The sequence below is a fragment of the Nicoliella sp. ESL1149 genome, assembly GCF_058107265.1.
Map to the genome: position 1 here is coordinate 296,584 of NZ_JBYLUE010000002.1, position 21,229 is coordinate 317,812.

At 35.8% G+C, this 21,229-nt stretch carries 17 protein-coding genes, 19 tRNA genes and 3 rRNA genes; 3 read left to right on the plus strand and 36 right to left on the minus strand.

The window, feature by feature from the left end:
* Positions 1-15 precede the first annotated feature (15 nt).
* From murG to AC3B6G_RS01510, 7 genes are all read right to left on the minus strand, one after another.
* Entirely contained in the window at positions 16-1,110 is a 1,095-nt protein-coding gene (gene murG / locus AC3B6G_RS01480; protein WP_489848691.1) for an undecaprenyldiphospho-muramoylpentapeptide beta-N-acetylglucosaminyltransferase, read from the minus strand.
* On the minus strand, positions 1,110-2,489 hold the full coding sequence (gene murD, locus AC3B6G_RS01485; protein ID WP_489848692.1) for a UDP-N-acetylmuramoyl-L-alanine--D-glutamate ligase: 1,380 nt from the start codon (positions 2,487-2,489) through the stop codon (positions 1,110-1,112). Before murD ends, murG begins: the two co-directional genes overlap by 1 nt.
* Before the next feature lie 13 nt (positions 2,490-2,502).
* Positions 2,503-3,453 (minus strand): phospho-N-acetylmuramoyl-pentapeptide-transferase, encoded by a 951-nt coding sequence (mraY, locus tag AC3B6G_RS01490; protein WP_489848693.1) that lies wholly within the window; start codon positions 3,451-3,453, stop codon positions 2,503-2,505.
* Positions 3,454-3,470: 17 nt separating this feature from the next.
* Positions 3,471-5,621, minus strand: a complete 2,151-nt coding sequence (locus tag AC3B6G_RS01495) for a penicillin-binding transpeptidase domain-containing protein (protein WP_489848694.1) — start codon at positions 5,619-5,621, stop codon at positions 3,471-3,473.
* Positions 5,618-6,004, minus strand: a complete 387-nt coding sequence (gene ftsL / locus AC3B6G_RS01500) for a cell division protein FtsL (RefSeq protein ID WP_489848695.1) — start codon at positions 6,002-6,004, stop codon at positions 5,618-5,620. The genes AC3B6G_RS01495 and ftsL overlap by 4 nt, the downstream gene beginning before the upstream one ends.
* 13 nt (positions 6,005-6,017) lie before the next feature.
* Positions 6,018-6,965 (minus strand): 16S rRNA (cytosine(1402)-N(4))-methyltransferase RsmH, encoded by a 948-nt coding sequence (gene rsmH / locus AC3B6G_RS01505; RefSeq protein WP_489848696.1) that lies wholly within the window; start codon positions 6,963-6,965, stop codon positions 6,018-6,020.
* A gap of 104 nt (positions 6,966-7,069) precedes the next feature.
* The gene (locus AC3B6G_RS01510; RefSeq protein WP_489848697.1) at positions 7,070-7,447 is read right to left on the minus strand and encodes a DUF3397 family protein; all 378 of its coding nucleotides are present in this window, start codon (positions 7,445-7,447) and stop codon (positions 7,070-7,072) included.
* Between the two features lie 56 nt (positions 7,448-7,503).
* Here AC3B6G_RS01510 and AC3B6G_RS01515 point away from each other — a divergent pair, with 56 nt between their 5' ends.
* A complete protein-coding gene (locus tag AC3B6G_RS01515; protein WP_489848698.1) occupies positions 7,504-7,623 on the plus strand; it encodes a DUF4044 domain-containing protein in 120 nt (39 codons plus the stop codon).
* Positions 7,624-7,655: 32 nt separating this feature from the next.
* Here the strand turns inward: AC3B6G_RS01515 and AC3B6G_RS01520 are convergent, their stop codons facing one another.
* Genes AC3B6G_RS01520 through yjbM form a run of 4 tightly spaced genes read right to left on the minus strand, consistent with a single transcriptional unit; the run spans position 7,656 to position 10,491 of the window.
* On the minus strand, positions 7,656-8,171 hold the full coding sequence (locus tag AC3B6G_RS01520) for a tRNA (cytidine(34)-2'-O)-methyltransferase (protein WP_489848699.1): 516 nt from the start codon (positions 8,169-8,171) through the stop codon (positions 7,656-7,658).
* A gap of 13 nt (positions 8,172-8,184) precedes the next feature.
* Positions 8,185-9,075: an RluA family pseudouridine synthase gene (locus AC3B6G_RS01525; protein WP_489848700.1), complete on the minus strand. Its 891-nt coding sequence runs from the start codon at positions 9,073-9,075 to the stop codon at positions 8,185-8,187.
* A complete protein-coding gene (locus AC3B6G_RS01530) occupies positions 9,068-9,877 on the minus strand; it encodes an NAD kinase (protein WP_489848701.1) in 810 nt (269 codons plus the stop codon). The genes AC3B6G_RS01525 and AC3B6G_RS01530 overlap by 8 nt, the downstream gene beginning before the upstream one ends.
* On the minus strand, positions 9,874-10,491 hold the full coding sequence (gene yjbM, locus AC3B6G_RS01535; RefSeq protein WP_489848702.1) for a GTP diphosphokinase: 618 nt from the start codon (positions 10,489-10,491) through the stop codon (positions 9,874-9,876). The genes AC3B6G_RS01530 and yjbM overlap by 4 nt, the downstream gene beginning before the upstream one ends.
* Before the next feature lie 174 nt (positions 10,492-10,665).
* Between yjbM and AC3B6G_RS01540 the strand changes: the two genes are divergently transcribed.
* Positions 10,666-11,283 carry a DsbA family protein gene (locus AC3B6G_RS01540; RefSeq protein ID WP_489848703.1) on the plus strand — a complete coding sequence of 206 codons (618 nt, stop codon included), beginning with the start codon at positions 10,666-10,668 and terminating at the stop codon, positions 11,281-11,283.
* A gap of 39 nt (positions 11,284-11,322) precedes the next feature.
* On the opposite strand, the gene AC3B6G_RS01545 is transcribed toward AC3B6G_RS01540, so the two are convergent.
* Genes AC3B6G_RS01545 through AC3B6G_RS01555 form a run of 3 tightly spaced genes read right to left on the minus strand, consistent with a single transcriptional unit; the run spans position 11,323 to position 13,865 of the window.
* Positions 11,323-12,402, minus strand: a complete 1,080-nt coding sequence (locus tag AC3B6G_RS01545; protein ID WP_489848704.1) for a competence protein CoiA — start codon at positions 12,400-12,402, stop codon at positions 11,323-11,325.
* Between the two features lie 52 nt (positions 12,403-12,454).
* Entirely contained in the window at positions 12,455-13,111 is a 657-nt protein-coding gene (locus AC3B6G_RS01550) for an adaptor protein MecA (protein ID WP_489848705.1), read from the minus strand.
* A gap of 19 nt (positions 13,112-13,130) precedes the next feature.
* Complete coding sequence (locus tag AC3B6G_RS01555; protein WP_489848706.1) at positions 13,131-13,865, minus strand: MBL fold metallo-hydrolase; 735 nt, start codon at positions 13,863-13,865, stop codon at positions 13,131-13,133.
* 53 nt (positions 13,866-13,918) lie between these two features.
* Here AC3B6G_RS01555 and AC3B6G_RS01560 point away from each other — a divergent pair, with 53 nt between their 5' ends.
* Positions 13,919-14,389 carry a hypothetical protein gene (locus tag AC3B6G_RS01560; protein WP_489848707.1) on the plus strand — a complete coding sequence of 157 codons (471 nt, stop codon included), beginning with the start codon at positions 13,919-13,921 and terminating at the stop codon, positions 14,387-14,389.
* 84 nt (positions 14,390-14,473) lie between these two features.
* On the opposite strand, the gene AC3B6G_RS01565 is transcribed toward AC3B6G_RS01560, so the two are convergent.
* The 22 genes from AC3B6G_RS01565 to AC3B6G_RS01670 form a co-directional block, all read right to left on the minus strand.
* Positions 14,474-14,548 (minus strand) — tRNA-Asp (locus tag AC3B6G_RS01565).
* Between the two features lie 4 nt (positions 14,549-14,552).
* Positions 14,553-14,626 (minus strand) — tRNA-Met (locus AC3B6G_RS01570).
* Positions 14,627-14,657: 31 nt separating this feature from the next.
* Positions 14,658-14,730, minus strand: a tRNA-Glu gene (locus AC3B6G_RS01575).
* Positions 14,731-14,738: 8 nt separating this feature from the next.
* Positions 14,739-14,828: transfer RNA gene (locus AC3B6G_RS01580), tRNA-Ser, on the minus strand.
* A gap of 5 nt (positions 14,829-14,833) precedes the next feature.
* Positions 14,834-14,907 (minus strand) — tRNA-Ile (locus AC3B6G_RS01585).
* Positions 14,908-14,911: 4 nt separating this feature from the next.
* Positions 14,912-14,982: transfer RNA gene (locus AC3B6G_RS01590), tRNA-Gly, on the minus strand.
* A 22-nt stretch (positions 14,983-15,004) separates the two neighbouring features.
* Positions 15,005-15,077 (minus strand) — tRNA-Phe (locus AC3B6G_RS01595).
* A gap of 7 nt (positions 15,078-15,084) precedes the next feature.
* Positions 15,085-15,159 (minus strand) — tRNA-Asp (locus AC3B6G_RS01600).
* 4 nt (positions 15,160-15,163) lie between these two features.
* A tRNA-Met gene (locus tag AC3B6G_RS01605) sits at positions 15,164-15,237 on the minus strand.
* Between the two features lie 8 nt (positions 15,238-15,245).
* Positions 15,246-15,334 (minus strand) — tRNA-Ser (locus AC3B6G_RS01610).
* 22 nt (positions 15,335-15,356) lie between these two features.
* Positions 15,357-15,430, minus strand: a tRNA-Ile gene (locus tag AC3B6G_RS01615).
* Positions 15,431-15,438: 8 nt separating this feature from the next.
* Positions 15,439-15,512, minus strand: a tRNA-Met gene (locus AC3B6G_RS01620).
* A gap of 28 nt (positions 15,513-15,540) precedes the next feature.
* Positions 15,541-15,614 (minus strand) — tRNA-Pro (locus AC3B6G_RS01625).
* A 6-nt stretch (positions 15,615-15,620) separates the two neighbouring features.
* Positions 15,621-15,694 (minus strand) — tRNA-Arg (locus AC3B6G_RS01630).
* Positions 15,695-15,699: 5 nt separating this feature from the next.
* Positions 15,700-15,785: transfer RNA gene (locus AC3B6G_RS01635), tRNA-Leu, on the minus strand.
* A gap of 15 nt (positions 15,786-15,800) precedes the next feature.
* Positions 15,801-15,872, minus strand: a tRNA-Gly gene (locus AC3B6G_RS01640).
* Positions 15,873-15,878: 6 nt separating this feature from the next.
* Positions 15,879-15,951 (minus strand) — tRNA-Thr (locus tag AC3B6G_RS01645).
* Between the two features lie 39 nt (positions 15,952-15,990).
* A tRNA-Ser gene (locus AC3B6G_RS01650) sits at positions 15,991-16,080 on the minus strand.
* 36 nt (positions 16,081-16,116) lie between these two features.
* Positions 16,117-16,189 (minus strand) — tRNA-Val (locus AC3B6G_RS01655).
* Between the two features lie 7 nt (positions 16,190-16,196).
* Positions 16,197-16,313, minus strand: a 5S ribosomal RNA gene (rrf, locus tag AC3B6G_RS01660).
* Between the two features lie 71 nt (positions 16,314-16,384).
* Positions 16,385-19,300 (minus strand): 23S ribosomal RNA (locus tag AC3B6G_RS01665).
* Positions 19,301-19,523: 223 nt separating this feature from the next.
* A 16S ribosomal RNA gene (locus AC3B6G_RS01670) occupies positions 19,524-21,100 on the minus strand.
* The 16S, 23S and 5S rRNA genes sit together here with 19 tRNA genes alongside, the layout of an rRNA operon.
* Positions 21,101-21,229: the final 129 nt, after the last annotated feature.

Below are 21,229 nucleotides of genomic sequence, written 5' to 3' on the forward strand. Positions count from 1 at the left end.
GATATCACCTCTAAACTATTCTTTAATTAAATCAGCCATTACATTATACAATTTAATAGCAGCGTCCTGAACGCCCATTTTTTGGGACTTATTTGCCATTTCAGTTCTTTCATCTTGATTATGCATTAACTTATCAATATTTTCTACCAAAGACCTATGATTCAAATCTTCTTCAGTAATCATTAAAGCTGCTCCTTCATTAACAAGACTCTTAGCATTCTTGGTCTGATGATCAGCAGTTACATATGGACTTGGAATTAAAATAGCTGGGATTCCAATCGCTGTAATTTCAGCCAAACTGGTTGCTCCTGCTCTTCCAACAATTAAATCAACTTTCGGTAAAACCTCTGGCATATTTGAAATATAAGGTTTTACAACAATGTTACTATTTACATTTAAATCATTAATTGCTTCTTTGATATGTTCATATCTCTTCTGACCAGTCACAAAAACGACTTGATAGTTTCTAGTATTAAAATCTTCAATTGCTGCAACTGTAGCTGAATTTATTTTTAGTGCTCCTTGACTTCCACCGAAAATTAAAACCGTTGGAACATCATCTGATAACCCATATTCAGACCATTTAAAATTACTTTTTATATTTGCAGCCTGTTGAGCTCTTGGATTTCCAGTAAAAACTACTTTATTTTCTGGAAACTGAGTAGCTGCATGATGAAACGCAATTCCAATTTTATCAACATAATGGCTTAAAAATCGATTAGTTAAGCCAACCATACTATTTTGTTCATGAATCATTGTTTTAACATGCATCTTAGCAGCTGCATATACAACTGCTCCTGAAACATATCCACCAGTTCCAATTACAATATCAGGTTTAAAGTCTTTTATAATCTTTTTTGACTGATGAACGCTTCTTAAAAATAACGCTACTGTTTTTAAATTATCTAATGACAATGAGCGTTTAAATCCTTGGATTTTCAATTCTTTAAAATCAATTCCTTTTTCAGGAACAATTTTTTTCTCCAATCCTCTTGATGAACCAATATACAAAATCTTTGAATTTGGTTCTTTTTTTAAAACTTCTTCAATTAACGCTAATGCTGGATAGATATGACCACCAGTACCACCACCAGAAACGATTAAACGCATTATTTCTCCTCCTGCTTTCCAGTTAATTTTTCCACATCTTTTATAAATCGATCTCCACGTTCTTCAAATGTTTTAAACTGATCCCAACTAGCATTAGCTGGAGAGAGTAAAACAATATCGCCATCTGAACTAAAATTGTATGCCACTGGAACTGCTTGATCGATATTATCAACTAGTTTAATCTCTTTAATTCCAGCTTTTTCAGCAGCATCTTTAAGTAAATTAGCCGTTTCTCCAAACAAAACAATTGCTTTAACATGCTTTTTTAAATCTGGAACCAATTTATCAAAAGTATATCCTCGATCCAATCCTCCCGCTAACAAAACGATTGGTCTTTTAAAACCACGAAGTGCCATTTGCGTTGCTTCGATATCAGTTGCCTTAGAATCATTATAAAAACGTCTACCATTAGCAGTCATAAAATACTGATTACGATGTCTAACTCCACCAAACGAGACCAATACTTTCTTAATCGCTTCATTACTAACCCCCTGAAGTTTGGCAACTGCAATTGCAGCAAGCGCATTTTCAACGTTTTGTTCTCCAGGAATCCTAATGTCATCCGCATCCATTATGTATTCATCCTTAAAATACAATTTACCATTTTCTTGATAAGAGCCTTCCTTAGATTGACATGTTCTTGAAAATGGAACTATTGTAGCCCTACTCTGTTTACTTAATTCACGCCATTCTTCAGAATCAAAATTAACAACAAAATAATCATTTTTAGTTTGGTTCATTGTAATTCTCATCTTAGCTTTAACATAATTTTCACGAGTTTTATGATAATCTAAATGATTAGAAAAAATATTTGTTAGGACCGCAATGTGAGGATGCAATGAAGTAATTCCTAGTAACATGAAACTAGATATTTCCATTACCATTGTATCACTATCATTCATCTTTTCAGCAACTTGAGAAGCTGGAATTCCAATGTTCCCAGCAGCATATGCTTTTCCGGATTCAGATAACTGATTTAACATTTTTGTGATTAATGTTGTAGTTGTAGTCTTACCATTACTTCCAGTCACACAAATCAATTCACCAGGATTAATTTCACTAGCTAATTCAACTTCAGTAATAATTGGTAAATTCATTTCCTCAGCTTTTTTAACAACTGAATTTTCATAATTAATTCCTGGATTTTTAACCATTAAATCATAGTTATTATCAAGAATATCAGGTGATTGTTTACCAAGTATCAACTTAACATTATTTTTTCTTAACTGATCTATACTATCTAGCTTATCCGCTGATTGTGAATCACTAAGTGAAACTTTCGCTCCCAATTTATTTAATAAAATTGCTGCGTTAATTCCACTTTTACCAGCACCTAATACCAACACTTTTTTATTCAGATAATTAGTAATTTTTTTCATTAAAATTCCTCCGTTAAAGAATGACTAGTAATCCTGTAATTGCAGTAAATAACCCAATGCACCAAAATACAGTATCAACTTTCCATTCGCTCCATCCCAACATTTCAAAATGATGATGAATAGGTGTCATTTTAAAAACTCTTTTACCAGTTAATTTAAATGAAGTAACTTGAATAATAACGCTTGCTGTTTCTAAAACAAATACTAATCCTATCCATAATAAAGACAATTCATGATGCAGTAATATTGATACAGCAGCTAATGACCCACCTAAAGCAAGTGATCCCATATCACCCATGAAAATTTTTGCTGGTTTATGGTTGTACTTAAAGAAAGCGATCATAGAACCTACAACAGTCATACAAAAAATTAAAACGTCAAATTGTTTTTGTGCATAAGCAATAATTCCATAAGCTGTGAAAGCAATAAATGATAATCCGGTTACTAATCCATCCAGACCATCAGTTAAATTAACGGCATTGGAGAATCCAATTAACCAAAAGATAATAAATATAATATATAACCAACCAAGATTAATATCACCTAGTCCTGGCACTTCCAATGCCAAGGGAAAAATACGACTAAAAACAAAAGCAAATATTAAAGCACCAATAATTTGACCACTAAATTTTTGAAGAACCGTTAAGCCTTCATTTTGACGTTCAAAAATTTTAATGCTATCATCCCACATTCCAAGTAGTCCATACATTAAAAGAATAAATAATAATATTAGTAAAGGGGCATTCATAATCCCATAAACTGCCCCAACAACTAAAGAAGAAATAATAATTGAAATGATAAAAAGCAATCCACCCATTGTAGGAGTTCCAGACTTCTTTTCATGCCAACTAGGTCCTTCTTCTCTAATTGTTTGGCCTTCATGTTTAGATCTAAAATATTTTATTAAACTAGGCATTCCTAAAAATGTAATTATGAAACTAAGAATAATTGAAAATAAAATCATTTAATTGTCATTCCATTCTATTTAAATTTTACAGATAATGTTTGTGATTCTTTAACTTCATTTCCACTTGGGATATTTTGTTCTATTACTTTATTTCCTGAACTGTTTACATTAATTTTAATGTTAGCCACATCAGCAAACGATTGAACTTCATTCCGTGTCCATCCCTTTAAATTAGGAACTCTTGTAACCCCATCCGTAAGAAGAACAACGGTTTGATTTTTATTGACATAGTCACGATTATTAATCGATTGTTTAACGATTCGATTCCCATTTCCAACAATTTTACAGTTAAGGCCAACTGCTTTTAATTTCTTTTGAGCAGTGGAAAGCGAATTACCAATTACATTAGGAACTGAAACTTTCGTATTCTTGTAATTTTGATCTTCTTGAAGTGCTCTTTTCAAAACTGGATTAAATACTTGAGCCAACAGTTGTGTTGCTGATTTAGACCCCAATGTAGGTTGCTTCATTGTTACATACATTACATATTTAGGATTATTAGCAGGTGCCATCCCAGCAACTGAATATAGATAACTATCATCTCCAGAAGCATATCGCTGACCATTACTTACTTGAGCTGTTCCTGTTTTAACCGCAACTCGATATCCTGGAATCTTATAATCAGAACCAATTCCATAAGGTTTATAAACAACATCTTCCATATGTTGACGAACTTTTTTTGCAGTATCAGCAGTTATAGGATGACCCACAACCTTGACTGGATAATTTCTTACCACTTTATTTGTATCAGGATTTACGATTTTTTTAATAAAAGTTGGTTGAAGCATTGCTCCATTATTCGAAACAGCAGATAATGCTCTCATTATTTGCATTGCAGTAACTTGAATTCCTTGACCAAAGGCGGTATTAGCCTGTTCGATTGGATAATTAAATTGAATCGAACCATTACTTTCATTTGGAAAACCAGTATTTACATTCTGTAAGAATTTAAATCGTTGGATGTAACGATACCATGTCTTGGGACCCATTTGTTGTTCAATGTGGGCCATTGCCACATTACTAGAGAGTGCAAAACCTTTATTATAAGTTATTTCTCCCCACCCACTAGGATTCCAATCGGGTACAATGTTGCCATCAATGTTATATTTACCTGAATTATAGTAAGCATTTCCATTATAAGTGTGATTGTTAATTGCAGCGGCAATTGTAAAGACTTTCATTGTTGAACCAGGTTCATATTGATCTTGAATCAAAGTATTTCGCCAAATGCTATTTAATCCTAATTTTGTTGTGGCATTAAATGTTGGCCTCTGTGTTGCAGCAAGAATACGACCCGTTTTTGCATTCATTAAAATTGCATTCATATTATTAGGGTGAACCTGATCATAAACAGCACTCATTTCAGCTTCTAATAACGTTTGAAGACGATAATCAATGGTGGTATAAATATTATCACCATTTTTTACTGGTTTGTTTTTGTCCTCAATTCCTTTTAATTGATATCCATAGGTATTTCTTTGAGAACGACGAAATCCATTAGTTCCTCTTAAATAATTATTAAAAGCCTTCTCAATCCCAATTTCACCAACCAAATTAGTTGTTCCTGTTTTAGGATTAACTTGTGGTGAAGCTAGTCCAATTAAATGAGACGCAAAAATCCCATTTGGATATAAACGTGATTGCTGTTGAACAAAACTCAATCCCCCAACCTTAGATTGTTGAATTTTTTGTTTAGTCGTTAATGATATGTTTTGACCTGCACTTCCAAATTCAACTTGAAATGCAGGATGTTTAGCACTTGTTTTTGGATTTAAAGTTTTTAAAGCTTGTTTATAAGAAATGGGCAAATTTTTAGAAATAACACGAGCTGTTTTTTCCTTATTTGTAACAAATAGTGGCTTGTGATTCAACCCAAATTGATGCTTATCTAGAATCGCAACTAATTTATAAGTACTTGTATCCTCTGCAATTGGTTGTCCATTAGCATCATAAATTGTTCCTCTTTTGGCTTTTAACACTCTAGATTGCGTATATAAATTTTGAGTTTGTTTACTTAAATCAACATTACTGATTCGTTTAAAAATTCCAACATATGAAATTCTAAAAATTGAAATTAAAAAAAGAAGGAAAACGACAGCAATCAAGAATAAACCATATGTTTTCCGGCTTCTTTTGACTTTTTGCAAAGTCGATTGTTTTCTCATTTTCCAACATTCCTTATATTTTTATTATTTAATGACAAGTGTTGTTTTTGGGCAATTTTCTTTAATCTACCATCACTTTGTAATTCAACGATTTCTTGTTTCAAATTATTATTGCTATTGTGAAGCGAAATAATTTTAGAATTAGTATTTTGTAATTCTTGTTGCGAATTACCTAAATCCATTTTCAATGATAACAATACTAGTGATAAAACTATTCCTGTGATTATGATTATTCCAATTTCCAACCATTCGAACTTAGAAAAGTTATACCACTTTTTTTCAACAATTTTTTTAGAAGAATTATTACTATGCGTATTTTGATTCTTGTCAAAAGTAGTATGTAATTCAGAATGGTTCTGTTGCGTTACATTACTCAGTAACATAACAATATCTCCTTTAATTTTTAATTTTCTCGATAATTCTTAATTTTGCACTATGGGAACGATGATTTAATTTAAGCTCGTTTTCAGAAGGTAAAATTGGCTTTCGATTGATAAGTTTGAATTTAGGCTTAAATTCATCTGGAATAATTGGTAAATCAACAGGGACATCCTTAATTGATGTAACCTCTTTAAATATTGTTTTTACTAAACGATCTTCCAATGATTGAAAAGTAATTACACTAATTCTCCCACCAACGGACAACATTCTTAAAGATGCTTCTAACGATGTTTCTAATGCACCGAGTTCATTATTAACTGCTATTCTAATTGCTTGAAAAGTTTTTTTAGCAGGATGCCCACCATGACGACGAGCCGCAGCAGGAATTGCTTCTTTTATAACTTCAACCAATTCAAATGTTGTATCAATTGGATGTTCCCTTCTTCTCGTTTCAATTCTTCGTGCAATTGACTTGGCAAACTTTTCTTCGCCGTAACGAAAAAGAATTTTAACTAATTGACTATAAGACCATTCATTAACTATTTTCCACGCATCTAATGATTGTCTTTGATCCATTCGCATATCCAAGCGAGCATCATAATTATAACTAAAGCCCCTTTTGCTATCATCAAATTGTGGTGAAGAAACTCCTAAATCGTAAACAATTCCATCAACTGTATTTATTGAAAAATCATTCAAATCTTTTTTTAAATTTTCAAAATTATCATGGATAAATGTTAATTGTTTATCTTTTAAAAAATTTGCCAAGTGCTTTTGATTATAATCAATTGCTGTTTGATCCTGATCAAAAGAATAAAGGTGTCCATTTTCATCAAGACTAGCAAGGATTTTAGAACTATGTCCACCGCCACCTAACGTACAATCTACGTAGATTCCATTCGGCTTTATATTTAATCCCTTAACCGCTTCGTTTAATAAAACAGTTGTATGATTATAATTCATTGCCAATTCCCCTTAATAAACATTTCTTCACAATACTACATAATAGAATTTTAACACTTTAATAGCTTTAAAACTACCACTTTCAAAGATTTTAAAATCATTTCTTACAATAAATTAATAATTAGTAATAGTATCCAAATTACCAAAAAATATAAATCAGCAATTCTTAAATTAAATAAGAAGTACTTACTAACAATGAATTCATTATTTTTAAAATAAAAAAAGAACAAACTAATGAAACAAAATATTAACCATGGTAACAAAATATATGGCAAAAAATAAAAAGTTGCATTAAAAATACATAATTTATAAATCATAAATAACATGAAAGGAAGTAGACAATCTAATACTTTTACACTTTTATTAACGTGCAGCAATTTAATAATTACTTTAAAAATAATACTCAATAACAATAAGATTAAAATTTGAAGAAAAATTTTTCCCATAATGAGACCCGCTTTCCATAAAGTTTGCAAACTCATCTTTCTAAATGTAAACTATAAAAATAGATATAGCTTTTAGAAAGCGAGGATATATTTTGGCTAAGAAGAAAAAAAGTACCTTTCAAAAAATAACAATGGTCTTCATTTGGATCATGATTTTATCAACACTATTTGGTGTCATTCTTGGTAGTGTTACTCAATTAACTGGTATTTAATAGTTAAAAGAACCCTTTAAAAGGGTTCTTTTTTATTTTAATTTATCATGATCATAATGATGTATGCGTTCCAATCCATTAAATGATTGTTGACGCAACGCTTCATAAATAACAATTGCACAAGTATTAGATAAATTTAATGCTCTAATGTGAGAATCATCTTGTGGAATTCGAATCGCCCACTCTGGATGTTTTCTCATAAATGGTTCTGGTAATCCAGTAGTTTCTTTTCCAAAAATAAAATAAACATCCCCATCAATTGATTCATTATAGTCTGGGTCAGTATAATCTTGATTTGCAAATTTAGAAACTAAAAAAACATGAGAACCATTTTTAACACTGTTCATAAAAGCTGGTAAATTTTCATGATAATTAATATTTACCTTATCCCAGTAGTCAAGCCCTGCTCTTTTTAAATGTTTATCATCAACCGAAAAACCTAAAGGCTCAATTAAGTCTAAAGTGGTGTCCGTTCCTGCACATGTTCTTGCAATATTACCAGTATTAGCTGGCATCAATGGTTCAAAAAGTACAATATGATTTGTCAATTTTAACATTCCCTTATAACTTATTATTAATTGTTTGTTGAATATCATCTGGAATTGGAGCTTCGCAATTAATCATTTTATCATCAAACTGATTGTAAAACGAAAGCCGATAACAATGAAGAGCTTGACGTTTCATTCGATGATCAATTGGATTATAAAGCCAATCACCAAGTAATGGGTGCCCAATTCTAGTAAGATGGACTCTAATTTGATGTGTTCGTCCAGTGTGCAGTCGAACCTTAAGTAATGAAATATTCCCATTAGTTTGTTCAACCCAAAACTCAGTTCTTGAAGGTTTCCCATCCATTCTTACCATTCTTTTAACAAAAGAATGGTCTTCACGTCCAATTGGTAAATAAACATCCCCATGCTGGTAAGAAAAAGTTCCATTTACTAACGTTAAATATTCCTTTTTTATTTGATGTCGTTTTAATTGTTTATCCAAAATTGAACTTGCTAAATGATTCTTAGCAAATAAAACTAGACCACTTGTATCACGATCTAATCTAGTAACAATATGCACCGTTTTATTTTCATAATTCATCCGGTGATAATATCCACTAACTCGATTAATCAAAGTATCATTAGAATATCCATGAGCTGGAACTGAAGCAACTTTAGCTGGTTTATTTAAAACCAGAAAGTTATCATCCTCATATATAATATTAATCGGCAAATTAGAAATAACAACGCTATCATTAGCTGGTTCAGCAGGTAATACTAATCTAATTTTTTCATTTTTTTTTAAAATATAGTTTGCCCGTCGTTGAATTCCATCAACATATAATTCTCCACCATGAAACTTAACTTTTTTCAAAAGGGTTCTCGACATCCCATGTAATAATAAAAATGTTCTCAATTTTTCATGAGCATCTTTATTATAAACCCACTTAAAACTAGTCATTATCAGATACTCCAATAAAGGAATTACTTACTCTACGCCAGAAATGAGTATGTCTATATTGAGCAAATGAAATTCTTTTCTTAGAAATTCGATACGAAATCGATTTTATTGGCCGGTCTTTAATTAATAATTGATCACAGGTCAAAATATTGTCATTGGGATTATCAGGAACCAATGTAATCCATTCTTCTGGTGGAATAATCATTGGAGATCCCATTGTTCTAAAAACTCGATTATTTATTGAAGCCATTTCTGAAACCTGAATCGCATTCAACTGTGGGCTAATAATCGCACCTCCGACAGCCTTATTATAGGCTGTTGAACCAGTTGGCGTTGAAATACAAAGACCGTCTCCTCTAAACTTTTCGAAAAATTCATCCTTAATATAAATATCAGTTACCATCGTACTACTAACCCTTTTAAAAGTTGATTCATTTAAAGCAAGCATTTTATCAAATGCCCCACCATCGCAATATTCAACTTTGATTGATAATAACGGATAACTGACACTCTGACGATTATCTTTTTCTAATCCCGCAACTAACTGATCTACCTCGTAATCACGCCAGTCAGTATAAAAACCTAAATGACCAGTATGAATTCCAACAAATCTAATATGAGCCAGGGCATCATTATAATGGTGAAAAGCTGATAATAATGTTCCATCTCCACCAACAGAAATAACAATATCGGGATTCAATCCATCTAACGTTAATGTTTTAGATTGAACAATCTTATTCTTTAATTCTGAAGCAACTTGATTTGATGTACTTCCATTATTACTAAAAATTGCAACTTTCATTTATTTATTCCTTCATTATCTTTAAATTCTTTTAATTCAGATCGAATCTTTGACATCTCTTCATCCAATCTAAATGTCATTTCTGCTACTTCTTGAAGTCTATCTTCAATTCCTTCTGGATAAACTCCTTGATGTTTATAATTTAACGAATGTTCTACAGTAGCCCAGAAGTTCATTGCTAAAGTCCTAATTTGAATTTCAGCAAGTAATTTTTGACTACCATGAACAGTTTGAATATTATATTCAAATACAATGTGATAAGATCTATATCCGCTGGCCTTTTCATTATGGACATAATCACGTTCTTCTAAAATATTCATATCAGATCTCAAACGTAAAACATTTACGGTCGTATAAATATCTTCAATAAAAGGACACATAATCCTCAAACCAGCAATATCTTCCATATCCTGGGTCAAACGTTCCTCATTAATATGACGACGATTCATCTTTTCTTTAATACTATCAACAGGTTTTACTCGACCCGTAACAAATTCAATTGGTGAACGTTGATTCATTTTTTGATATTCTTTTCTAATTCCACGTAATTTTACTTTTAACTCGTCAACTGCTTGTTGATAGGGAATTAACAGTTTTGACCAATCTTCAATCATTTAATTCCCTCCTTTATCTTTAATAATTTATTTTAACATAAAAAATTTATCCTACATACATGTCAAGTGAAATTAACATATTTTAAGCAAAAAATTTTTCATTTTTGTTTTTTTTTGGTATTCTAGAGTATGCATATAGTAATGTTAACGAATGATTTTATGGAGGAGTTTATAATGTTAGAGGCATATTTATTTATTGATCCTTTATGCAACCATTGTATTCGTTCAGAAAAAGATTTTTTAAAATTAGCTAAGAATTTGAATAATAAATTTCTTTATCAGTTCATTCCAGTACTAAGCATTCAAATGCAACATCATGATAATGAGTATTATAAAGCTAATAATTTAACGGAAGCTCAAGAGTTTCGTTTAAACTATTATGCAGTATTGGATTATTATGCTGCTCTTTTTCAAGGGAAAAGAATTGGTCGTAAGTTTTTGTTAGTACTTCAAAAACGACTTTTAAAAGAAAATTATAGTGATACTTTAGTCCTAGATATTGCAAAAAACATTGGATTGGATTTAGATATGTTTGAGGAAGATCGCCGCTCTGATTTAGCTAAGCGTAGTTTTGAACATGATCAAAATCTAGTTCATGAGATGAATATCAAGAAAACCTCATCTGCTGTAATTTTTGATTGTAACTCTGATAATGATGGAATTCGTTTTGAAAGCTTTAATTATCATGATTTATATAATGCTTGCCAGAACTTTTCAAATGATAAAATGTTTAAAAATGGTTTAGGTGGGTATCGTATTCCAAACCTATCAAATATTAAGCTAAATTTATAATATGAAATTAATCTCTGAAAGGATATATAATATATCTTTTCAGAGTTTTTTTATATCTTCAATTTTTTGATTACTTGTTTCATACCACTTAAAAGACTTAATTTGAATTAAATTATCATTATAAATATTAATATAACGATATTTAAAAAGTAATTTAATAAATTTCATTACTCGTTTATCAAACAAATTAATTTTTAAAATGCAAAAAGTTTGATTTAAATTCAATTTTCTTTTTAAATTCAGTAACAAACAATTTAAATTAATTTTCTTTGATCTTTCAATTTCAATTAGAATTAATGCATTAAGTTCAATTCCTTGATTAACAAAAAAGGGATAATTAATTTCAGGGTAATGACAAATAAATGGACATCCAGCAATATTCTTGCCCAATCGATAACATATATTCTGGAATAAGATAACATTCTTTTGTTTTAAATATAATTTACGTTGAATTTTTTGAGTTTCTTGAAGTAGTAACTTGCGTTTATATTTAAATTTATATTTTTTTAATTTAAAAATGTTTTTTAATTCCGCGTATGTGTTCACCTTTTTTTCAATATAAGTTATTTTCCCATTTAAATCGCAAATATGATACCTAATAATTAATTTATTTATTTCTTCTAACCAAAATAACATGTAAAAACCAACATTTTTATGATACTGCAAAAATTGCATATACATTTTTGAATTAAAATTTTTTAAATAATATTTTTTCCCTAGTATCCATTGACTTTGGATATCTAAAGATTTATATCCTGTTAATCGTTCTTTCAATCTTTTAGTAGTTATTGGACTACATTGATACTCGACTACTTTACCTGTATCTAACCAAATATCAGGACGCTGATTTATCTCAACTAAATATTTTTCTAATTGAATATCTAAATATTGATTCTTAAAGAAGATCATTAATTGTTTTTTTCCAGTTAAATGTGACCTAGACTCAGGTTCACTAAAAGAGACACATTTTGACTGTTTATGATGAGCAAAATGAGGCATCATAAAATTACCTCTTTTTAAAATCAATAGTTCTTTACAATCTGGACAATTGTATTCTTCGCCCTTCAAGGCCATCTCGGCATTAATGAGCTCGAATTTTTTATTAATTCCAAATAACAAATTACATCACCTATAAATATGTACGAAAAAAGAGAGAATTTCTTCTCTCTTTTTATTTAAAATAATAACGAATTAACTCAATGGCACTGGTATCCATTACTTTTTTTGCATTCTTATTTAATTCACTTACAGATATGGTCGTCGGTTCACCAAATTCATAAGCAATTGCTAAATTATTATCTGAATATGATTCTGTACTTCCATCAACATTTAAAAAGAAAATTAGATCCAAATAATAACGATGATTATATAAATATAAATTAGAAGCTCCATTATGAAAATCTAACAAATTAGCAACTGCAATCAAATCTTCAAATGATTTATATTCAATCACTCTTTCCATTGCATTATTACTACTATTCGTTGAATATTGTTCTAATTCTTTAGTGACTTTTTCGATATTTCCAATTGGTTTTGAAGGATCAATAATATCATTATTTTGGCTCCCATCCATTGGTAAGTCATCTAAATCAGATTTTTTAATAAAAATTTCTAATCCATTATTACTTGGTAAGACTTGAAAAGTGAGTGCTTCTTCATCTCCACGGAACTCATTTAATGAGTCAGCTTCTTCTAAAATATCCATAAAGAACTTTTCAATTTGATCATGATCACCTAATAAATCCAAAAAAGTTAATCCATGTCGATTCAAATCTTCTTTATCGACAACGACTTTTAAGGTATCTTTATTAATTCTTTCAATCTCCAAGTTATTCCCCCCCTTATTACTATAATGTAATTGACAAGTCTTTCTTGGCAATTAAACATTTTACATTATTACCTGCAACTTTTTGACTTTGTTTTAATAATGTATTTAAGTTGCCTTGTTGTGGCAAATGTGAAATTAAAAGATATTTGACCATTGATTTTTTAGCCAACATTCCAGATTCAGTAGATGTCATATGCCAACGAATTTTTTTATCATTATCAGCAAAATAATTCGTATCCGTAATTAACAAATCAGCATTTTTAGCAATGCCTATTAACTGATCAAAATAATTAGTATCAGCAGTATATGCTAATATCTTTTGACTTGTTTTCTCAACTATTCTCATTGCAAATGCTGGTACAGGATGATGAGTTCTCATAAAACTAATTGTAAATGGTCCTAAATCCAAGGGTTCTAATACCGAATAAGGCTTAGCCATTGTTGCTGAGTCCCAATTTAATCCAGAAAAATTTAAAGGATCTTCTGTATTCCCATATATTGATAATTTATGATTTTTTTCATGCAACTGCCAATAATATTGTAAGACACCAACATCAGCTGTATGATCATGATGATAATGAGATAAAATTACAGCATCAAGCTTCATGGGGTCAAGATGTTTTTCTAGTTCCAATAAGGCTCCACTTCCGCAGTCAACTAATAAATTAAAATTATTCGTTTGAACCAAATAACTACTTGTTCCAATTCCGTTATCTGGATAACCGCCATAATATCCTAAGATTGTAATTTTCATTTGTGTCATCTCCAAGATTGTGTATTATAATTTATGAGAAAGGACTGATCATTTTGAAAAGTATTTATATAACTTTTGGTAGTAAAAACATTCTAACTAACATGATAAAGAAATTTCCTAATCATAATTTATCATTATATGAAGGAAACAATGATTATGAACTTGTTGATTATGATTCTAATGAATCAATTTTCAAAATTCCAATTAAATATAACATCATTAACGTTTTTGGACAACTAAACGTTAAGCTTGATAAAAATGTAACTTGGATAACCATTAATCATGATGAATTAGTGATTTTAATTAATGATTTAAAAACTCTTTTTAATAATTCAAATCATCCAATGAATAGTATTATTATATCAAAAGAAATGAAGAATGAGGATAGAATAAATATTACCAGTTATTGGAATGATATTAGTGAAGCAAATACTTGGTTTAAAAATAAAGATAGTGACTTCATAACAAAATATAAATCAACTGATAATGATTACCTATCTACCAATTATTTAAACATTAATTAAATAAAAAACAGTGACTAATCACGTATTAATCACTGTTTTTATTATAATATAAAAAAAAATCACTTAAAAGTGATTATATCATGACGGTCCGTACGAGACTCGAACTCGTGATCTCCTGCGTGACAGGCAGGCGTCCTAAACCAACTAGACCAACGGACCATAATTGCGGGAGCTGGATTTGAACCAACGACCTTTGGGTTATGAGCCCAACGAGCTACCGAACTGCTCCATCCCGCGATAATATTATTAAATTAAAATGATTATATTATGACCCGTACGGGATTCGAACCCATGTTACTGCCGTGAAAGGGCAGTGTCTTAAACCACTTGACCAACGGGTCAAACAAAATGGAGAATGAGAGATTCGAACTCTCGCGTCGCTATAACGCGGCCTATACCCTTAGCAAGGGCACCTCTTCAACCACTTGAGTAATTCTCCATCAATGGGCCTAAATGGACTCGAACCATCGACCTCACGCTTATCAGGCGTGCGCTCTCACCAACTGAGCTATAGGCCCATAAAGCGGGTAACGAGAATCGAACTCGCGACAACAGCTTGGAAGGCTGTGGTTTTACCACTAAACTATACCCGCATAATGAATATTTAATTTTAAATGGCGCGGGACAGAATCGAACTGCCGACACATGGAGCTTCAATCCATTGCTCTACCGACTGAGCTACCGAGCCATAATAACGGTCCGTACGAGACTCGAACTCGTGATCTCCTGCGTGACAGGCAGGCGTCCTAAACCAACTAGACCAACGGACCATAATTGCGGGAGCTGGATTTGAACCAACGACCTTTGGGTTATGAGCCCAACGAGCTACCGAACTGCTCCATCCCGCGATAATAAAAGGAGAATGAGAGATTCGAACTCTCGCGTGGGCAGAACCCACCTAGCGGTTTTCAAGACCGCCCTCTTCAGCCACTTGAGTAATTCTCCATAATAACAAAAACAAGGTTAATGGACCTTGTAGGACTCGAACCTACGACCGAACGGTTATGAGCCGTTTGCTCTAACCAACTGAGCTAAAGGTCCGAGGCCAATCGCGGCGGAGGGAATCGAACCCCCGACCTCTCGGGTATGAACCGAACGCTCTAGCCAGCTGAGCTACACCGCGATTAAAACTAAAATAATATATAACTCAATCGGGAAGACAGGATTCGAACCTGCGACCCCCTGGTCCCAAACCAGGTGCTCTACCAAGCTGAGCCACTTCCCGATGTAATGCACCCAGTAGGAGTCGAACCTACAACCTTCTGATTCGTAGTCAGACACTCTATCCAGTTGCGCTATGGGTGCATAAATGCCGAGGACCGGGATCGAACCGGTACGGTTATCACTAACCGCAGGATTTTAAGTCCTGTGCGTCTGCCAATTCCGCCACCCCGGCAATATGCGTTACAAAAGCGGAAGACGGGATTCGAACCCGCGACCCCCACCATGGCAAGGTGATGTTCTACCACTGAACTACTTCCGCATAATATGCCGACTAGAAGATTCGAACTTCCGACCTCCTGTTTACAAGACAGATGCTCTGCCAACTGAGCTAAGTCGGCATAATATGACAAGAAAATATTATATTAATGGTCACATAGTGGAGAATGAGAGATTCGAACTCTCGCGTCGCTATAACGCGGCCTATACCCTTAGCAAGGGCACCTCTTCAACCACTTGAGTAATTCTCCGTAACTATTATTCCAATATCATTAAATAAATGATAATGGAGGATACAGGGCTCGAACCTGTGACCTCCTGCTTGTAAGGCAGATGCTCTCCCAACTGAGCTAATCCTCCAAATATTGCGTGGCAACGTCCTACCCTCGCGAGGGGCGATCCCCTAACTACTCTTGGCGTGCGGAAGCTTAACTTCTGTGTTCGGCATGGGAACAGGTGTATCCTTCCGGCTATCGCCACCACACAATTGTATGATGAGAACTTCGTTCTCTCAAAACTAGCTAATATTAATTCTTTCTGGTGAGAACACCTTACTTGGTTAAGTCCTCGACCGATTAGTAATGGTCCGCTTCACATATCACTATGCTGCCACTTCCATCCTATCAACCTGATCATCTCTCAGGGGTCTTACTTTCACAAGGAAATGGGAAATCTCATCTCGAGGTTGGCTTCACACTTAGATGCTTTCAGCGTTTATCCAATCCATACATAGCTACTCAGCGATGCGCCTGGCGGCACAACTGATACACCAGCGGTATGTCCACCCCGGTCCTCTCGTACTAAGGGCAGCTCCTCTCAAATTTCCTACGCCCGCGACGGATAGGGACCGAACTGTCTCACGACGTTCTGAACCCAGCTCGCGTACCGCTTTAATGGGCGAACAGCCCAACCCTTGGGACCAACTACAGCCCCAGGATGCGATGAGCCGACATCGAGGTGCCAAACCTCCCCGTCGATGTGAACTCTTGGGGGAGATAAGCCTGTTATCCCCAGGGTAGCTTTTATCCGTTGAGCGATGGCCCTTCCATACGGTACCACCGGATCACTAAGCCCGACTTTCGTCCCTGCTCGACTAGTCAGTCTCGCAGTCAAGCTCCCTTGTGCCTTTACACTCAGCGAATGATTTCCAACCATTCTGAGGGAACCTTTGGGCGCCTCCGTTACTGTTTAGGAGGCGACCGCCCCAGTCAAACTGCCAATCAGACACTGTCTCTCACCACGCTTAGTGGTGAAGGTTAGAGTGTTCACACAACGAGGGTAGTATCCCAACAACGCCTCCATCGAGACTAGCGTCCCGATATCTACGGCTCCTACCTATCCTGTACAAGTCATGTCAACACCCAATATCAAATTACAGTAAAGCTCCATGGGGTCTTTCCGTCCTGTCGCGGGTAACCTGCTTCTTCACAGGTATCTCAATTTCACCGAGTCTCTCGTTGAGACAGTGCTCAGATCGTTACGCCTTTCGTGCGGGTCGGAACTTACCCGACAAGGAATTTCGCTACCTTAGGACCGTTATAGTTACGGCCGCCGTTTACTGGGGCTTCGTTTCTGAGCTTCGCCGAAGCTAACTCTTTCACTTAACCTTCCAGCACCGGGCAGGCGTCAGCCCCTATACTTCATCTTACGATTTTGCAGAAACCTGTGTTTTTGATAAACAGTCGCCTGAGCTTCTTCACTGCGGCTGCACGTTAGTGCAGCACCCCTTCTTCCGAAGTTACGGGGTCAATTTGCCGAGTTCCTTAACGAGAGTTCACTCGCTCACCTTAGGATACTCTCCTCGACTACCTGTGTCGGTTTGCGGTACGGGTAGTTAATTACTAACTAGAAACTTTTCTCGGCAGCGTGACATCGACGACTTCCCTACTAAATTTCGGTCCTCGTAACAACTTGTCAACCCGGTGATAAGCATTTGACTCATCACCTGACTTGTTGCTTGAACATACATATCCAACAGTATGCATCGTTTAGCCTTCTGCGTCCTTCCATCGTTCGAACATAATTAACTAGTACAGGAATATCAACCTGTTATCCATCGCCTACGCTTCTCAGCCTGGGCTTAGGTCCCGACTAACCCTGGGAGGACGAGCCTTCCCCAGGAAACCTTAGTCATGTGGTGGACCAGATTCTCACTGGTCTTTCGCTACTCATACCGGCATTCTCACTTCTAAGCGCTCCACCAGTCCTTACGGTCTGACTTCAACGCCCTTAGAACGCTCTCCTATCACGCAACGTAGTTGCGTCCACAATCTCGGTAATATGCTTAGCCCCGGTAAATTTTCGGCGCAGAATCACTCGACTAGTGAGCTATTACGCACTCTTTAAATGGTGGCTGCTTCTGAGCCAACATCCTAGTTGTTTATGCAACTCCACATCCTTTTCCACTCAGCATATATTTAGGGACCTTAATTGGTGGTCTGGGCTGTTCCCCTTTCGACAATGGATCTTATCACTCATTGTCTGACTCCTGGATATAAATCATTGACATTCGGAGTTTATCTGAACTCAGTAATCCAAGACGGACCCTTTATCCAAACAGTGCTCTACCGTCAAGATTCTTTACTCCAAGGCTAGCCCTAAAGCTATTTCGGAGAGAACCAGCTATCTCCAAGTTCGTTTGGAATTTCACCGCTACCCTCAAGTCATCCCAGCACTTTTCAACGTACACGAGTTCGGTCCTCCGGTGTGTTTTACCACACTTTCAACCTGCTCAAGGGTAGATCACCTGGTTTCGGGTCTATCATTACATACTAAAACGCCCATTTCAGACTCGCTTTCGCTACGGCTCCGATTTTTCGTCTTAACCTGGCATGCAATCATAACTCGCCGGTTCATTCTGCAAGAGGCACGCCATCATCCATTAACGGACTCTGACTGCTTGTAAGCACATGGTTTCAGGAACTATTTCACTCCCCTTCCGGGGTGCTTTTCACCTTTCCCTCACGGTACTGGTTCACTATCGGTCACTAGAGAGTATTTAGCCTTGGGAGATGGTCCTCCCAGATTCCGACGGAATTTCACGTGCTCCGCCGTACTCAGGATCCTGAACTGAGGGTATTCGATTTCGTCTACAGGGCTATCACCTTGTCTCGCAGAACTTTCCAGATCTTTTGACTATCGAATACTTTGGTAACTCAAATGTTCAGTCCTACAACCCCAATGAGCAAGCTCATTGGTTTGGGCTGTTCCCCGTTCGCTCGCCGCTACTAAGGGAATCGAAATTTCTTTCTCTTCCTGTGGGTACTGAGATGTTTCAGTTCCCCACGTCTACCTTCAACTGAGTATGTATTAGTCAGTTGATAATGATCGATTAAGATCATTGGGTTTCCCCATTCGGAAATCTCCGGATCAAAGCTTACGTACAGCTCCCCGAAGCATATCGGTGTTAGTCCCGTCCTTCATCGGCTTCTAGTGCCAAGGCATCCACCATGCGCTCTTAATAACTTAACCTATCTAACCACTGCGTGGTTGATTTGGTTAATTGAGTAAATACGAATTGAACTATATTAAAAAACTCAAAATAACGCGGTGTTCTCGGTTGAAATTATATAAAATATAAAATCAAATTTGAAAAAATTAATATTATCTAGTTTTCAAAGAACCAAGTTAAGAGAGGTAGACCTCTCAAAACTGAATAAGATTGACATGCGTAAGGTTCCGTATTATTCCTTAGAAAGGAGGTGATCCAGCCGCAGGTTCTCCTACGGCTACCTTGTTACGACTTCACCCTAATCATCAGTCCTACCTTAGACGGCTTACTCCTCAAAAGAGGTTGTTGCACCGGCTTTGGGTATTACTAACTCTCATGGTGTGACGGGCGGTGTGTACAAGACCCGAGAACGTATTCACCGTGACATTGCTGATTCACGATTACTAGCGATTCCAACTTCATGCAGGCGAGTTGCAGCCTGCAATCCGAACTGAGAACGACTTTAGGAGATTAGCTCCACCTCGCGGTATCGCAACTCTTTGTATCGCCCATTGTAGCACGTGTGTAGCCCAGGTCATAAGGGGCATGATGATTTGACGTCATCCCCACCTTCCTCCGGTTTGTCACCGGCAGTCTCACTAGAGTGCCCAACTAAATGCTGGCAACTAGTAACAGGGGTTGCGCTCGTTGCGGGACTTAACCCAACATCTCACGACACGAGCTGACGACAACCATGCACCACCTGTCATTCCGTCCCCGAAGGGAACGCCTAATTTCTTAGGTTAGCAGAAGATGTCAAGACCTGGTAAGGTTCTTCGCGTAGCATCGAATTAAACCACATGCTCCACCGCTTGTGCGGGTCCCCGTCAATTCCTTTGAGTTTCAACCTTGCGGTCGTACTCCCCAGGCGGGATACTTAATGCGTTAGCTGCGGCACTAAAGGGCGGAAACCCTCTAACACCTAGTATCCATCGTTTACGGCATGGACTATCAGGGTATCTAATCCTGTTTGCTACCCATGCTTTCGAGCCTCAGCGTCAGTTGCAGACCAGACAGCCGCCTTCGCCACTGGTGTTCTTCCATATATCTACGCATTTCACCGCTACACATGGAGTTCCACTATCCTCTTCTGCACTCAAGTTCCCCAGTTTCCGATGCACTTCTTCAGTTAAGCCGAAGGCTTTCACATCAGACTTAAGGAACCGCCTGCGCTCGCTTTACGCCCAATAAATCCGGATAACGCTTGCCACCTACGTATTACCGCGGCTGCTGGCACGTAGTTAGCCGTGACTTTCTGGTTAAATACCGTCACGGAATGATCATTTCCTATCATACTCGTTCTTCTTTAACAACAGAGTTTTACGAGCCGAAACCCTTCTTCACTCACGCGGCATTGCTCCATCAGACTTTCGTCCATTGTGGAAGATTCCCTACTGCTGCCTCCCGTAGGAGTATGGGCCGTGTCTCAGTCCCATTGTGGCCGATTACCCTCTCAGGTCGGCTACGTATCATTGCCTTGGTGAGCCATTACCTCACCAACTAGCTAATACGCCGCAAGACTATCCTAAAGCGATGCAAACGCACCTTTTAAACGAAGACCATGTGGTCTTCGTTGTTATACGGTATTAGCACTTGTTTCCAAGTGGTATCCCCTACTCTAGGGCAAGTTCCTTACGTGTTACTCACCAGTTCGCCACTCGCTTCGATGTTAAGTCAAGTTGATGCAAGCACCAACTATCATTAACGGAAGCTCGTTCGACTTGCATGTATTAGGCATGCCGCCAGCGTTCATCCTGAGCCAGGATCAAACTCTCATATTATAAATATGAATAGCTTAATTTAGCTCTTCAAATATTGTTTCTTTTTTACGAATTGACATTCGCAAATGTTTTAATTCATTTTACTAATGTAAAATGTCCTTACACATTTATTGTCATATCTTATTCAGT